The organism is Paenibacillus sp. EB106-04-04-XG159 (genome assembly GCF_058791835.1).
The window spans coordinates 151,126-165,685 of record NZ_JBYTDY010000002.1; the positions used below are offsets into that span (position 1 = coordinate 151,126).

Sequence of the window (14,560 nt, forward strand, 5' to 3'; positions counted from 1 at the left end):
AAAAAATACGTCTCAGGCTAAAAAAAGCCCCGCTTAGGGGCTGAGACGCAGAAAAATTACGTCTCAGCCTCCAAGGCGGTCTCACCGAGCGGCGGAACCAGCCCGAGACGTCGAAAAAATACGTCTCAGGCTAAAAAAAGCCCCGCTTAGGGGCTGAGACGCAGAAAAATTACGTCTCAGCCTCCAAGGCCGCGAGTTTCAGCTGTCAGTGGTGATACCGCTATATTTCTAACTGCTGCTATCCCCAAAAATAACCTACTTATAAACAAGCTTCTCCCAACAAATAATGTAACTGACACATTATCCTTCGTACGATTGGATGTACGTTATATTGAAGCAGGAGGAGTATCTATGACGTCATCAGGCAAACCCCAGAAACCCGCTTGGAAGACGGGAAAGACGAATTTATCCGAGCAGAAATACAAGCAGATGGCTCAAAAGCGTGAACCAGCCCGTGCCATCTTCCAGAACTGCATTCGTGCATTTCTCGTGGGCGGTATCATCTGCCTCATCGGGCAAGCATTCCAAGATATGTTCATGAAATTTTTCAATATGACCAAGGAACAGGCGAGCAGTCCAACTGTTGTTCTGCTCATACTTATTTCGGTTATACTGACAAGCTTCGGTGTTTATGACAAGCTCGCGCAATGGGCTGGAGCAGGAAGCGCAGTTCCAGTTACGGGCTTTGCCAACTCGATGTCTTCCGCAGCGCTTGAACACCGAAGCGAGGGCATGGTGCTGGGGGTTGGCGGCAACATGTTTAAGCTGGCTGGATCCGTTATCGTGTATGGTACAGTTGCCGCATTTATAGTTGCATTGGTATACCTGATCTTCGGCATCAATATCAAACACGGATGATGAAGCGATAAGGAGGCAGCGACATGCACATTGGACGACAGACCTGGCTGTTCAAGAACAAGCCGGTCATTCTCAGCACCGCAACGGTGGTCGGACCTGATGAAGGGGAAGGGCCGCTTGGGAGTACATTTGATTATATACATGAAGATATGTACATGCAGCAACCGAGCTGGGAGAAGGCAGAACGCAGACTGATGGAGCAAGCCGTCGAGCTTGCCGTGCTGCATGCGAAGCTGAAGGAAGATCAGATTCAGTATTATGTCGGCGGCGATCTGCTTAATCAAATCATCAGCAGCTCCTTCGCTGCCCGTGCGCTTGGTGTTCCCTATATCGGCGTGTTCGGAGCATGTTCGACATCGATGGAGACGCTGGCTCTGTCGGCGCTTCTAGTGGACTCCGGCAACGCGGATTATGCGCTTGCCGGTGCGTGCAGTCATAACTGTACGGCTGAGAAGCAGTTCCGTTATCCCACGGAATACGGCTCGCAGAAACCTCCGACAGCACAGTACACGGTTACAGGTGCTGGAGCGGCGATCGTGGCGAAGAATGGTCCTGGACCAAAGATATATGCAGCGACTATCGGTAAGATCGTCGATATGGGGATTAAAGATCCTTTCAACATGGGAGCAGCGATGGCGCCAGCTGCGGTGGATACGATTCAAACGCATCTCGCGGATCTAGATCGCACGCCTGCAGATTATGACTTGATCGTGACAGGGGACTTGGCTACGGTTGGACATGCTATTGCAAAGGATTTATTTAAGGAGAATGGATTATCTCTCAACGGCACCGTCTTCAGCGACTGTGGCCTGATGGTCTATGATCTTAAGAAGCAAGGTGTGCAAGCCGGGGGAAGCGGGTGCGCTTGCTCAGCGGTAGTGACGTATGGACATATCCTGAAGAGAATGAAGAAAGGCGAGCTGAAGCGAGTCTTGATTGCCGCAACTGGAGCGCTCTTGTCACCGTTGTCTTATCAGCAGGGCGAATCGATTCCATGCATAGCCCATGCGGTATCGTTGGAAATGGAGGAAGCATAACTATGATCTATTTTTGGGCATTTGTAGTAGGCGGTTTGATCTGTGTAATTGGTCAGCTCATGTTCGATGTAGCCAAACTAACCCCCGCCCATACGATGGCGGCGCTAGTTGTAGCAGGGGCAATCATCGACGGCTTCGGATGGTATGAGCCGTTAGTCAATTTTGCTGGGGCAGGAGCGACTGTCCCGATCACAAGCTTCGGCAATTCCCTGGTACACGGAGCGATTACCGATCTGCAGAAGGATGGCTGGATCGGAGCTGTAACGGGAATATTCAAGACGACGAGCGCGGGAATATCAGCTGCTATCGTGTTTTCCTTCTTTGCGGCTTTACTGTGTCGTCCTAAAGGTTAAGTTCAGCTTGCTTATCCTCGCTTCCGTAACGGAATGCGAGGATTTTTTGCTGTGCAGCGAATATTTCGTTGGAGTATATGAATCATTTTATTATTTTACTGCATGTACGACTGGCAGAATATGGTGTAAGATGAGAACATGTAACCGTTATCCCAGGAATACGACTATCCTAGTTATTCGCGAGGAGGCTGCATTCATGTCATCAACTAATCATTTATTCGATGTCATTCAACAATTGCGTTCCACAATGGAGCGTTGCATATTAGGAAAGGAAGCCGAGATTGAGCTGCTGCTTACCGCGATGCTGGCGGGCGGGCACGTACTGATCGAAGATGTGCCAGGCACAGGCAAGACACAGATGATTAAGTCGCTTGCCAGGTCGATGAATGGACAGTTTCGCCGTGTCCAGTGCAATCCGGACTTGCTGCCGACTGATATAACCGGCATGTTTATTTATCACCCGAAAGATCAACAATTCGTATTTCGCCCCGGTCCCATGATGACCAATTTCCTGCTAGTCGATGAGATTAACCGAGCCACCACGAAGACACAATCCGCATTGTTAGAAGCAATGGAAGAACACCACGTCACCATTGACGGAGAAACTTTCGATCTGCCGACTCCATTTATCCTATTTGCCACACAGAACCCGATCGAATTTGAAGGTACATATGCTCTGCCGGAAGCCCAGCTAGACCGTTTCATGATCAAGCTGCGCATCGGATATCCCGATGAACAAACCGAGCGGAGCATTCTTGCTAGACATGCTGAGGGACTTCCTTCTGAACGAGTTGATCAAGTTGCCGACATATCGACGATTGAGGAAGTTCAGCGTGATATTAAGCTTGTCCATATGGATGAAGCGATCGTTTCCTATATGGTTGATATTATCCGTGAGACGCGGGAGCATCCGCAGGTGCTGCTTGGAGCAAGTCCGCGAGCTTCCATTGCGCTGATGCAGGCTTCCAGGGCGTATGCATGGCTGCAAGGCCGGAGCTACGTAACGCCTGACGATGTGAAACGGCTTGTGCCTTATGTGCTCGCTCATCGAATGGTGCTGGGCATTGATGCTAAGATCGACGGTTCATCAGCTTACACGATTCTGCAGCAAGTATTGAAGAAGATCGCTGTGCCCGTGCGGCTGGAGATGTAAAGATGACAGGGAGCAGCCAGTCGCAGCCGCGTAGACAGTCCATGATTAAGATGTGGATTGTCGCTGTTTTGATCTATGTCGCACTCATTTTTTACTTTTTGTTTCAGGGTGGAAAGACATCATTCATGCTATTGGTGATGGCAACCGTGCTCGGAGTTTATTGGATTGCCGGTTCCGTCGGAGGAATTCGACGTGTCAACGGTCAACGTATAGTGGGCGGAGATGGCCACAAGCATTTCGTGGCGGACAGCAACATTCCCGTTCAGTTAAGTATTCACATACCTGGCTGGCTTCCATTGCCTTATATCATTGTCAACGATGAACTATACCGTTTCGGCAAGCTGGTTGGGCAATATGAATCCATCGTCACGATAGACGCCCATCGCCAAGCCGAGGTGCAGTATCATACAGCGCCGCTTCCACGCGGCTGTTATCAGTTCACGAATACGATCTGCCGAACCAAGGATCTATTCGGCTTGTTCGAACATAGAGGCGTATTTCAAGCGACGCAATCCATATATGTGCTGCCGCAAACAGTGCCTATCTCAAGCTGGAGACAGAGCAGGGCTTGGAACGGCTTATCCCATCTAGATCACGCACTAACGAGGGATCGCAGAGAATCCACCCATCTTAATGGGATTCGCGAATATGCGTACGGTGATAAGCTCTCGCGAGTTCATTGGAACGCGACGGCGAAGACCGGAATGATGAAATCGAAGCAATTTGAGCCGGAAGGGCTTCCGCAATTGGTGCTTGTACTCGATCAATCTGTATTTGCGTATGATCTAGCAGATCAATTCGAGTTGGCCGTGTCAGCAGTTGCTTCGCTTGCTGCCTATGCACGCGCGCAGCAGCGGCGAACTGTCGTGATCGGCATGGGCGAAGAACCGAAGATATGGACAGATGATGCGGTTCGTTATGAATCGCTGCCTTACCGCCAATGGCTAGCTTCCGTGCAGCGGGAGCGGGATCTGAGCGATAAGCGGACAGAACCGATCTGGATCGACAAGTGGTCTAATCATCCAGAGCTAAGGAGAGGCGGCGTTGTCGTATGGATATCAGGACGTGTGCAGCGGAGCCAGCTCATCTCAATATCCGCGCTGGCCAAACGCAATTGGCACGGAACTTATCTGCATGTAGATCAGTATACTGCCGCTGCTCAGGAAAGTGTGGCTGAGACGTCTGCTGTGCTTATGAAATATCGCTATCAATATGTGAAAATATCGGATCTGCACGAGCTCCCCGCAAGATTGGAGGGAACGGCCTGATGAGAGAGAAGCGATTCTCTTTTCGCTTCAAAGGAGTATTTTGGGAAGAACGCTTGATATGGATCTGCTTGTTCGTCTTGTTGTCACAATGGGTGGATGCATTAGTTCCCTATTGGTATGAAGAAACCATCAGCATGACCGATCGGATGCTCGTTGGCATGTTATTTCTCGGATTACTGATGCCAGCCGTTCCGCACATTCGAATACCGATCGGCGTTGCGCTCGTATTTTGGTCTGTATTCCGAGAGCTTACTGACCTGGGACTTTGGATTGCTCCTGATGCAGAGCATGTCACTTGGCTTGAACGCATGTCACTTTATCATCCTTATATATGGCTGGTTGGACTCATCTGGCTCACTTATGAAATATTTATGAGAGCGGTCAATACAGGCGGGCATATTCTGCTGCTGATGATCATTCAATTGATCATGTTCGGTATTCTAGATTCCTTCACGCCCGCGATCTTATGGGTTCAGGTGGCATGGATTATGGCAGCATCTCTGCTCTGGCTGATTGCACTCCATTTCAGGAATGTCGGGCTTCAATATCCCACCAAGTGGAAGCGCTCGAAGCGGTATGCGCTTCAGATGATCATTAGCGCGATCGTACTCGTTTCGCTGATCATTACGACAGGGGTCAGTGTTCCCGGCCTGGAACCTTTGCTGACAGATCCATATACGTCATGGATTGAATCTGGGAAAGCAGGTGCAGGTTCTGGAAAGAATGGGCAAGGACCTGGCGGAACGGGAAGCTTATCGGGATACAGTATGAATGATCATGATCTTGGCGGCGGTTTCGAGATGAACTTTATGCCGGTTATGACGGTGCATTCCGATTATCGGGGATATTGGCGCGGCGAATCGAAGGTGACCTATTTAGGCGATGGTTGGGTTGACAATAATAAATTCAGCATGACAGAGAAAGCGCAGTCTGCCACACAGGTTAAGGATGGATATTTACGCGCTCCTGACATACCTACTCGAGTGGTGAAGCAGAGCTTTACCATGCTAGATGACAAGGTGTACCCAGTATTATTCGGAATGGCGTCTATAAGCTCTTATGAGCAATTGGATGAAACGAATGAAGGGGCTGTGTTGTGGAACGCGAGAGACGGCGAGCTAAAGTATATGGCTATAGGGGCGAAGAAGTACCCGAAAACCTATACCATTATCTCCAACGTAATTGAAGCTACTCCGGATCAGATGAGAGAAGCTACTCAAACGCGTAAGTTTTCAGATGAGTCAGAGGTAATGCTGCAATACTTGCAGCTGCCTAATGTTCTGCCTGATCGAGTCAAAGAGCTTGCCGAGCAACTGACCGAGAATGCGACGAACGATTATGATCGCGCATTGTTTATCGAAACCTATCTGCGCACTCAATTTAGGTATACGAATAAGCCGGATATTTCGAAGAGAGAGAGCCCTGATTTCGTTGACTCCTTCCTATTCGAGATTCAGGAGGGTTACTGTGATTATTATTCTTCTGCAATGGCGGTCATGCTGCGCAGCATTGGAGTCCCAACTCGCTGGGTAAAAGGCTATGCGCCAGGCAGCAGGGATGATATAGTGGATGGCGTTATGCCTCAGGAATTAACCGAACGGATGGCTGATCCGAACGCAGGGGGTGTCTTCCGGGTAACCAATGCGGATGCGCATTCGTGGGTTGAGGTATATTTAGGAGATTATGGCTGGGTGGCATTTGAACCGACACCGGGCTTCACCATGCCTCGTTTGGAACCAGAGGCAGAACTTAATGCTACTAAGGATCCGCAGAAGCTTAGTAAAGATAATACAGAGACTCCTCAGAACGAAGAGAAGTCGTTTTCCTTGCCATCGTGGGTAGGAACAGCAGCGCAGATCGTGCTGGCGTTAGCAGTGCTGTTGGTGCTTGCTTATCTCATTAAGCGATGGCAGGCTGTAGGCTTTTCCCTTCGTTGGATCCGCTTGTTTAGCAGAAGCTTGTCGCCGAATCAGCGCATGATCGTTGAGACGGAGCTCTGGTTAAGCTATTGCCGTTGGCGCGGGTTGCAGCGCGCACCTGACGAGACAGTACGCGAAGCGATTGAACGCTGGTATCATGACGATTCCAATAGACGGAATGAAGCAAGTTCAATTGTTCGGCAGTTTGAACGGGCAAAGTATGGTGCGGAGATGATGTCTGAACAGGATTGCGGTCAATTGAAGGTCATGATAAGTAATTTCAAGCGAGGAATGAAGTAATTAGAAGTGTGAAAACCTTATATCAAGCGAGTGCCGTATTCGTTTTCGCAAGAATAACGACGAATACGGCCTTTTTGCACGTAAATCAATGAATAAAGAAAGTCTTTACAATTGTGCATGAGAGGTATGGAAAATTAGCAGTTGAGGAGTTTAATAATTCTGCGACAGGCAGATGAAGGGGGGAGCATAGATGATTATTCACAGTAGTACGCAACTGCTACTCCAAACCGACAATGGTAAGAATAAACATTGGAGACTGTGGCTGGTGGGAGCTGCAGTCCTTCTCTTGATCGGATTTTTCTATATACAGTTGAGTACGGCATATATCAGCAATGATGCGATTCAACAGGCTGTATTTCGTTCATTGCCGAAAGAGGAACAAGAAGCGCTCGGGGACCGCGCTTGGCGCTATTTTAAAGTTGAAAAAGTTAACTTAAAGGACGTCCCGAGTATAATAAACTCGAATTTCTCTCAAAAAATCAATCAACGATCACTTTTCTTAAACGGAAATGTGGTATATAAAGTTACTTTTCCGCTTTCAAATCCGATGTATGGATTTAATGAAAGAGTTGCTTACGTTAATCCCTTTACTAGAGGGATTGTTGGATATGCTGGTATGTTATGATAAAATGATGTCCGCGAAGGGACTAAAGCTTAAATGGTTTATTGAATGGGAACAATCCAAACCAAGAACAATAAGATTAAAAGCCTCGGAATATTCCGAGGCTTAATTGATTTTTAAAGATGTGATACCGCTCGTGATGCCAATAATTTGCGAACGCATTGCAAATGATCATTTAGAATGCTTGTAATGCAGACAAATCTGTATAATTATCAAGCATGTTCAAAAACGTGCATACAACAAGGTGATATGGTATAGTTTTTCGTATGAAAACGAGGTGAACGTTTTGTTTAAAGGATTTATTCCGCGACTACGGGTGAGTACGGTATATGATATCAACTTAGCAGAGTTGAAAGCTAAAGGAGTAAAAGGTATCATTACGGATCTAGATAATACGTTGGTCGGAGCGAAGGACCCGCTGGCAACCCCGCAGCTTGAAGCATGGATCGAGGAAGTGAAGCGTGAAGGCTTTAAGCTGGTCATCGTATCGAATAATAATCTTATTCGCGTATCTACATTCGCTTCGCCGCTTGATATTCAATTTGTCTTCGCTGCTCGCAAGCCGTCCCAGAAGCCATTTCAGAAAGCGATGGAAATTATGGGCTTGAAGCCGGAGGAAACGGCTGTTATCGGGGACCAATTGATGACCGATGTATTAGGCGGAAATCGGATGAAGATGTATACGATACTCGTACAGCCGATTGCGCTGCAGGACGAAGGATGGACTACACGTATTAATCGTCGCCTGGAACGTTTCGTTACCGCGCGTTTGCGCAAGCAAGGAAAGTGGAAATAAGTTCATTCATGCATGCTTGTGCCGAGCATAAGCGGTTCATCGTTAGGGAGCAGGTCGAATGAAGCTGCCCAAGATAACGGTATCTACATATATTCGTATATGCGGCAGGAGTAAGTATGAGAGCAAGATCTGTTTTACCAGAGGAGGACATAACAACATGGAAGCCATTAAGAATTGCAGCGGCTGCGGAGTAAAGGTTCAAACTGAAAGTCCAAGTAAGCTCGGATACGTGCCGGATAGCGCGCTCGAACGTGACCCGGTCATCTGTCAGCGCTGCTTCCGAATTAAGAACTATAATGATGCGAGTTCAGTAGCGCTGGATCAGGACGATTTCCTTCGCCTGCTCGGAAAGATCGGACAAGAGGACGCGTTGGTCATTCATATCGTCGATTTGTTCGACTTCGACGGAAGCATCATCTCTAGCTTGCAGCGGTTCGTGGGCAGCAATCCAGTGCTGCTCGTCGTGAACAAGGTGGATCTGCTGCCAAAAGCGATGAACTGGAACCGCATCATGAACTGGGTGCAGCGCCGTGCGAAGGAACACGGTATCCGCATCGTAGATATCGTGCTGGTTAGCGCCAAGCGCAACCTCGGATTTGACCGCCTGGTCGAGGAAGTCGACCACTACCGCGGCAATCGCGATGTATATGTAGTTGGCGCAACAAATGTGGGCAAGTCTACACTCATTAACCGATTGATTCGCGATTTCAGTGATCTGGAACGGGAATTGACTACGTCTCGTTATCCGGGGACGACACTTGATCTGGTGCACATCCCGTTGGATGATGGTCACTACATCATTGATACGCCGGGAATTGTATACAGCAGCCGTTTAACAGAGCTGGTGGATCGTGAGGTCTTGGGAGCGCTGCTGCCGGACAAGCCATTGAAGCCGATGGTGTATCAATTGAACGCGGAGCAGACCCTGTTCTTCGGCGCATTAGCTCGATTCGACTTCGTTGAGGGAGAACGGCAGTCGTTTACTTGCTACATTTCAAACGGCATCAATATTCATCGTACGAAGCTTGATCGTGCGGATGAGCTGTATGAGGAGCATGCTGGCGAGATGCTTGCGCCACCGACACGTGAACAATTGGACAGCATTCCGGCCTGGACGAAGCACGAGCTGCGCGTACCGCGCGGAGAGAAGATGGATGTGTTCATTTCAGGCTTGGGCTGGGTTACTTGCAACGGCACTGCTGGGGCGTTGTTGAAAGTTCATGCGCCTAAAGGCGTTAAGGTGCTGCTGCGCCCTTCATTAATCTAATCCAATCAAGGGGAAGCGATATGGATGCATAATAAGCTGACAGCAAATACGCCCGTAGTGACGAGCGATACAGCCGTATTTGCGGTTATCGGAGCCCCGGTGGGCCACTCCAAATCGCCGCTCATGCATAATGCGGCATTTGCGGCATGTGGATGGAATGGAGTCTATACGGCATTTCACGTAGAACCGGAACAGTTGACGAATGCGATAGCTGGAATGCGCGCATTCGGCATACGAGGGATCAATGTGACGATTCCGCATAAGGAACATGTGATGGAATGTCTCGATGAGATTGATGAGAGCGCCCGTATGATCGGTGCAGTCAACACGATTGTGAACGACAAAGGCAAGCTTATCGGGTATAATACGGACGGGTCCGGTTATGTGCGGTCATTAAAAGAGGAAACCGCGGTGCAGCTGACAGGAGCGACCGTGCTTATTATCGGTGCCGGCGGCGCTGCGAGAGGATTAGCATTTGGCTTGCTGCGTGAAGGCGTCAAGCATATATATATTGCTAATCGGACTATAGAACGGGCAGAACGGATTGCACAGGACTTGAAGCCGCTGGGGTCCATTGAAGCCGTAGGCCTTGTGGATCGTCTGCCGCAAACAGGCGACGCGCATGTGGACATCGTCATTAATACCACATCGCTCGGAATGCATCCTTATCCGGATGAGATGCCGATACAGGCATCCTATCTGAAGCCGCATATGATCGTCAGCGATATCATATATAATCCGCTCGAAACGAATCTGTTGGCAGAAGCCCGTACTTTGGGCGCTGTGACTCACAGCGGATTGGGAATGTTTATATATCAAGGTGTTATCGCCTTTGAGCTGTGGACAGGAATATCCGCACCTGTCAGTGTTATGCGTGACGCTGTACTGAAGGCTATGTCAGAATCATAAAACAATACTTGTAGAACGAGTGGCTCCCTAGGACAACTATGGAGCAGGGAAGGAAGAATAACATGTTAACAGGCAAACAAAAACGTCATCTGCGCTCACTAGCGCATCATCTTACTCCGATCTTTCAGGTCGGCAAGGGCGGAGTCAATGATCAGTTGATCCGACATATTGAGGAAGCGATTGAGACTCGCGAGCTGATCAAGATATCTATACTGAACAATTGCGATGATGACCGCAATGAGATCGCGGAGGAGCTTGCTAAGGGCTCCGGTTCCGACTTGGTGCAAGTCATCGGCAAGACGATCGTCTTGTACAAAGAGTCCCGTGACCATAAGGAAATTGTACTGCCTAATTAGTCGCGAAAGAGGAGGACAACGGCATGACAGTGCCGATGAAACGGATCGGTGTGCTGGGCGGAACGTTTGATCCTATTCATGTAGGTCATCTCATTGCGGCTGAGTCGGCCAAGCAAGCGATACATCTGGATGAGGTGTGGTTTATGCCCACTCACGTGCCGCCTCATAAGGAGAAGAAATCTGCAGTAACAGCGGAACAGCGTGTCGAGATGGTTCGCTTGGCTATACTGGAGAATGATTCCTTTCATTTGTGCACTTGGGAAATGGAACACGGAGGCGTCTCTTACACCTTGGAAACGGTAAAATGGCTGCAGTCCGAGTACCCGGATACCGAATGGTTCTGGATAATCGGCGGGGACATGGTGCATTATTTGCCCAACTGGAACGGAATTGAAGAGCTGATGGAACGTATTCGGTTCATCGGCGTTCAGCGTCCGGGCGCGACTTGGAAGATTGATGAGCTTCCTGAAACGTGGCGATCGCGCGTCGTTCCTGCACCGATGCCGCAGATTGATATCTCCTCTACGGATATACGGGAGCGAATTGAACAGGGACTTTCCATACGCTATCTAGTTCCGGAAGCGGTATTACAATATTCGCAAAGGTGGGGATTGTATGAATCTTAGCCGTGAGCAATTAATGCTAGCTGTTCGTTCGCAGATGCCAGAGAAGCGTTGGCGTCACACGGAAGGCGTGATGAAGTCAGCAGTGGAGCTGGCTGACCGATTCGGGGCAGATCCAGTTAAGGCGGATCTAGCGGCGCTCCTGCACGATGTTGTGAAGTATTGGTCCACAGACAAGATGGAGCGAATTATCCGAGAGCAGGGGCTTCCTAGCGAGCTGCTTGAACATGACAAGTCGCTGTGGCACGCGCCTGTGGGCGCATATATCGCAGAGAAGGAATATGGCGTCACTGACATGGAGATTCTGGACGCTATTCGTTATCATACATCCGGGCGCGAAAGAATGACGAAGCTGGATAAGATCGTGTGCTTGGCGGATTATATCGAGCCTGGCCGCGACTTTCCCGGAGTCGATCATATTCGCGAGCTAGCTAAACATAATCTGGAAGAAAGCCTGATTGCGGGCTTTGATTCCACGATCTCTTTCCTGTTATTGAAACATAAACGTATCTTCCCGCTCACGATCATGGCCCGCAACAGCTTGATTGAAGAGCGGTCGAAGGGACAACACTAGTATCATAATGTTCTGTTCCGGCAAACTCGGTTACTGACCGGACGATAGATGAAGAAGCTTGGGAGGCTGAATAATGGCAATATCACCTAAACAATTACTTGAAATTTGCGTTGATGCGGCAGAAGAGAAAAAAGCAATGGACCTCGTTGCGCTGGATCTGCAAGGGATATCGTTGATCGCGGACTATTTCGTGATCTGTCACGGTAATTCCGATACACAAGTACAAGCGATAGCGAACGAAATTCGCAAGCGTGTACATGAAACAGGCACTCCTATTCGCGGTACCGAAGGACTGAATTCAGGCCGCTGGGTGCTGCTTGATCTAGGTGACGTGATCGTTCACGTATTCCATCGTGAAGAGCGAGAGTATTACAATCTTGAGAAGCTGTGGTCTGACGCGAAAGTCGTGACGTTGGCATGACATTAGAAGCGGGTACGATACAACGGCTGAGAGTGGCACGTGAAGTGTCACCTTACGGATATTTTATGACGGATGAGGAGCAGGACGTGATCCTGCACTATACAGAGCTGACGCGGCCTATCGAGATTGATGAGGAGATCGACGTATTCCTGTTCTTCGATACTGAGGATCGTCTTGCTTCAACGATGAAGAAGCCGCTTATCACCTTGAATGAGGTAGCAGCGTTGAAAGTGGCTGATGTTCATCCTCGTTACGGCATGTTCTTGGAAATGGGTATCGGACGCCAGCTGCTGCTTCCTATGAGCGAGATGCCTGAGTTCAAGCCCTTGCGCCCACAGCTTGGCGACAGCATCTACGTGAAGCTTATTCACGATAAGGTAGGGCGACTGGTCGCCAAGATGGCTGGCGAAGAAGATCTGGAGAAGCTGGTGTTCCACGCGCCGCAGAGCTGGCTGAACACTTGGCATGAAGCGGTCGTTTATCGCGCGCTGCGCAAGGGCACGTTCTTCGTCGTCGAAGGCGGCCCGCTCGGCTTCGGCGCGATCGGACTGCTCCATGAGTCGGAGCGTCCGACGGCACTGCGTGTCGGCGCGCGGGTCCGCGTCCGCATCTCGCATGTTCGCGAGGATGGACGCGTCAACGTGACGCTGGCTGAGCGCAAGGAAGTGGGCATGGATCAGGATGCCGTGAAGCTGTTCGGCTTCCTGAAGGAGCGTCCGAATGGGGCGATGCCGTATTCGGACGAGACGCCTGCCGACATCGTGAAGCAGCGCTTCGAGATGTCGAAGTCGGCGTTCAAGCGCGCGATGGGTCGCCTGATGAAGGCGGGCTACTGCACGCAGGAGGGCAGCTGGACGAAGCTGACTGAGCTCGGCGCGACCGTTGATCCTGCCGTCGCGGCACAGACGCTTGGCAGCTTGCCGTCCGAGTGGCGCAAGCCAGCGGCTGCGTCTTCATCTGCTGCGCCTAAGGCTGGGCATGCGCCTGCGCGCCCGTCGCAAGGGCAAGGCGCATCAAAGCGCGGCAGCGGGAAGCCGCGTCCGCATGAAGGCGGCCACAACCGCAGCGGCAATCAGGATGTCAAGACCTACAGCCAACCGTGGAGCGGGGGCACGCAAGCGAAGCCGCGCCAGGCATCGGATCGCCCATCTGGATTCAAGGGCGATCAAGAGCGCCGAGGCGAGCGCCCTGACTCTCGTCCAGGATCGGACAAGCGTCGTCCGCAGCGATAACGAGGGGGCGGACAGTGATGGAAGCATATGGCCGATTTGCACTCGTATATGATCGGTTGATGGCGGAAATGCCTTATGAAGCTTGGACCGCATTTGCCTTAGCAGCATGGGAGCGTTATGGGCTTCAACCTCGTACGGTAGTCGATCTTGGCTGCGGCACGGGAAGTGTAGCACTGCCGCTTGCAGAGCGAGGGTTCAGCATGATCGGGATTGATTTGTCCGAGACGATGCTCTCGATCGCACGCGAGAAGGAGATGCGTGCGGGTCGCATGCGCGGATCTGTGCAGTGGGTCTGCCAGGATATGCGGGAATGGGAAACGCCGGAGCCGGTCGATTCTGTCATTTCATTTTGCGATTCCATTAACTATTTAACAGAACCAGAGGACGTCAGAGCGGTTATTCAACGCACGTACAATCAGCTGCGGCCAGACGGATTGTTCTTGCTCGACATGCATCTTGAACGGCAGTTTGAGCAATATGCGGCTGAGCAGCCATTTACGCTGGATGAAGGAGACATCGCTTATATCTGGTACAGTGAATATGATGAGAAACGCAAGCAGATTGAGCATCAATTGGCGATATTCGTCGAGGATGAGGAGAGCGGGCGGTATGACCGGATCGACGAAATACACACGCAGCGTGTGTACTCTCCAGAATGGGTCGTGCAGGAGCTGAAGGCTGCTGGCTTCCGCGATGTGGATCTGTACGGCGAGTTCCAGTTGGAGCCACCGGTTGATACGACGGGAAGGCTGTTTATCGCAGCGCGCAAGTAAAGATCAGACATGTTGTTACATCCATTGACAATGCGCTTGTTTTTTCATATGATGGATGTAATTCTCACAGTCTTGGACTGTTATAGTAGCATTTTCTAT

General features: G+C 50.2%; 15 protein-coding genes and 1 pseudogene. All 16 read left to right on the forward strand.

The window, feature by feature from the left end; all coding sequences use genetic code 11:
• Positions 1 to 351: 351 nt before the first annotated feature.
• Entirely contained in the window at positions 352 to 858 is a 507-nt protein-coding gene (gene spoVAC, locus AC3WTP_RS02880) for a stage V sporulation protein AC (RefSeq protein ID WP_492393079.1), read from the forward strand.
• A 23-nt stretch (positions 859 to 881) separates the two neighbouring features.
• A complete protein-coding gene (gene spoVAD / locus AC3WTP_RS02885) occupies positions 882 to 1,895 on the forward strand; it encodes a stage V sporulation protein AD (protein WP_492393080.1) in 1,014 nt (337 codons plus the stop codon).
• A 2-nt stretch (positions 1,896 to 1,897) separates the two neighbouring features.
• Positions 1,898 to 2,248, forward strand: coding sequence for a stage V sporulation protein AE (gene spoVAE, locus AC3WTP_RS02890; RefSeq protein ID WP_492393081.1), 351 nt, complete (start codon positions 1,898 to 1,900; stop codon positions 2,246 to 2,248).
• Between the two features lie 196 nt (positions 2,249 to 2,444).
• Positions 2,445 to 3,401 carry an AAA family ATPase gene (locus tag AC3WTP_RS02895; protein ID WP_492393082.1) on the forward strand — a complete coding sequence of 319 codons (957 nt, stop codon included), beginning with the start codon at positions 2,445 to 2,447 and terminating at the stop codon, positions 3,399 to 3,401.
• A gap of 2 nt (positions 3,402 to 3,403) precedes the next feature.
• Positions 3,404 to 4,669, forward strand: coding sequence for a DUF58 domain-containing protein (locus AC3WTP_RS02900; RefSeq protein WP_492393083.1), 1,266 nt, complete (start codon positions 3,404 to 3,406; stop codon positions 4,667 to 4,669).
• Entirely contained in the window at positions 4,669 to 6,888 is a 2,220-nt protein-coding gene (locus AC3WTP_RS02905) for a DUF4129 domain-containing transglutaminase family protein (RefSeq protein WP_492393084.1), read from the forward strand. The genes AC3WTP_RS02900 and AC3WTP_RS02905 overlap by 1 nt, the downstream gene beginning before the upstream one ends.
• Positions 6,889 to 7,078: 190 nt before the next feature.
• Entirely contained in the window at positions 7,079 to 7,513 is a 435-nt protein-coding gene (locus AC3WTP_RS02910) for a hypothetical protein (protein ID WP_492393085.1), read from the forward strand.
• Between the two features lie 244 nt (positions 7,514 to 7,757).
• On the forward strand, positions 7,758 to 8,306 hold the full coding sequence (locus AC3WTP_RS02915) for a YqeG family HAD IIIA-type phosphatase (RefSeq protein ID WP_492393328.1): 549 nt from the start codon (positions 7,758 to 7,760) through the stop codon (positions 8,304 to 8,306).
• A gap of 157 nt (positions 8,307 to 8,463) precedes the next feature.
• Complete coding sequence (gene yqeH / locus AC3WTP_RS02920; protein WP_492393086.1) at positions 8,464 to 9,573, forward strand: ribosome biogenesis GTPase YqeH; 1,110 nt, start codon at positions 8,464 to 8,466, stop codon at positions 9,571 to 9,573.
• Between the two features lie 24 nt (positions 9,574 to 9,597).
• A complete protein-coding gene (gene aroE / locus AC3WTP_RS02925) occupies positions 9,598 to 10,482 on the forward strand; it encodes a shikimate dehydrogenase (RefSeq protein ID WP_492393087.1) in 885 nt (294 codons plus the stop codon).
• A 62-nt stretch (positions 10,483 to 10,544) separates the two neighbouring features.
• The gene (yhbY, locus tag AC3WTP_RS02930; RefSeq protein WP_492393088.1) at positions 10,545 to 10,838 is read left to right on the forward strand and encodes a ribosome assembly RNA-binding protein YhbY; all 294 of its coding nucleotides are present in this window, start codon (positions 10,545 to 10,547) and stop codon (positions 10,836 to 10,838) included.
• Positions 10,839 to 10,861: 23 nt separating this feature from the next.
• Positions 10,862 to 11,464 carry a nicotinate-nucleotide adenylyltransferase gene (locus tag AC3WTP_RS02935; RefSeq protein WP_492393089.1) on the forward strand — a complete coding sequence of 201 codons (603 nt, stop codon included), beginning with the start codon at positions 10,862 to 10,864 and terminating at the stop codon, positions 11,462 to 11,464.
• Positions 11,454 to 12,035: a bis(5'-nucleosyl)-tetraphosphatase (symmetrical) YqeK gene (gene yqeK, locus AC3WTP_RS02940; protein WP_492393090.1), complete on the forward strand. Its 582-nt coding sequence runs from the start codon at positions 11,454 to 11,456 to the stop codon at positions 12,033 to 12,035. The genes AC3WTP_RS02935 and yqeK overlap by 11 nt, the downstream gene beginning before the upstream one ends.
• Positions 12,036 to 12,108: 73 nt before the next feature.
• A complete protein-coding gene (gene rsfS / locus AC3WTP_RS02945) occupies positions 12,109 to 12,456 on the forward strand; it encodes a ribosome silencing factor (RefSeq protein WP_492393091.1) in 348 nt (115 codons plus the stop codon).
• A pseudogene (locus AC3WTP_RS02950) lies at positions 12,453 to 13,329 on the forward strand (CvfB family protein); the annotation flags it as partial. The gene rsfS and the pseudogene AC3WTP_RS02950, both read left to right, overlap by 4 nt.
• Positions 13,330 to 13,705: 376 nt before the next feature.
• Positions 13,706 to 14,461 (forward strand): class I SAM-dependent DNA methyltransferase, encoded by a 756-nt coding sequence (locus AC3WTP_RS02955; protein WP_492393092.1) that lies wholly within the window; start codon positions 13,706 to 13,708, stop codon positions 14,459 to 14,461.
• Positions 14,462 to 14,560 lie beyond the last annotated feature (99 nt).

Coding starts and splice junctions, on each gene's coding strand:
- spoVAC (WP_492393079.1), top strand. CDS start 352: ATGACGTCATCAGGCAAACCCCAGAAACCCGCTTGGAAGACGGGAAAG.
- spoVAD (WP_492393080.1), top strand. CDS start 882: ATGCACATTGGACGACAGACCTGGCTGTTCAAGAACAAGCCGGTCATT.
- spoVAE (WP_492393081.1), top strand. CDS start 1,898: ATGATCTATTTTTGGGCATTTGTAGTAGGCGGTTTGATCTGTGTAATT.
- AC3WTP_RS02895 (WP_492393082.1), top strand. CDS start 2,445: ATGTCATCAACTAATCATTTATTCGATGTCATTCAACAATTGCGTTCC.
- AC3WTP_RS02900 (WP_492393083.1), top strand. CDS start 3,404: ATGACAGGGAGCAGCCAGTCGCAGCCGCGTAGACAGTCCATGATTAAG.
- AC3WTP_RS02905 (WP_492393084.1), top strand. CDS start 4,669: ATGAGAGAGAAGCGATTCTCTTTTCGCTTCAAAGGAGTATTTTGGGAA.
- AC3WTP_RS02910 (WP_492393085.1), top strand. CDS start 7,079: ATGATTATTCACAGTAGTACGCAACTGCTACTCCAAACCGACAATGGT.
- yqeH (WP_492393086.1), top strand. CDS start 8,464: ATGGAAGCCATTAAGAATTGCAGCGGCTGCGGAGTAAAGGTTCAAACT.
- aroE (WP_492393087.1), top strand. CDS start 9,598: ATGCATAATAAGCTGACAGCAAATACGCCCGTAGTGACGAGCGATACA.
- yhbY (WP_492393088.1), top strand. CDS start 10,545: ATGTTAACAGGCAAACAAAAACGTCATCTGCGCTCACTAGCGCATCAT.
- AC3WTP_RS02935 (WP_492393089.1), top strand. CDS start 10,862: ATGACAGTGCCGATGAAACGGATCGGTGTGCTGGGCGGAACGTTTGAT.
- yqeK (WP_492393090.1), top strand. CDS start 11,454: ATGAATCTTAGCCGTGAGCAATTAATGCTAGCTGTTCGTTCGCAGATG.
- rsfS (WP_492393091.1), top strand. CDS start 12,109: ATGGCAATATCACCTAAACAATTACTTGAAATTTGCGTTGATGCGGCA.
- AC3WTP_RS02955 (WP_492393092.1), top strand. CDS start 13,706: ATGGAAGCATATGGCCGATTTGCACTCGTATATGATCGGTTGATGGCG.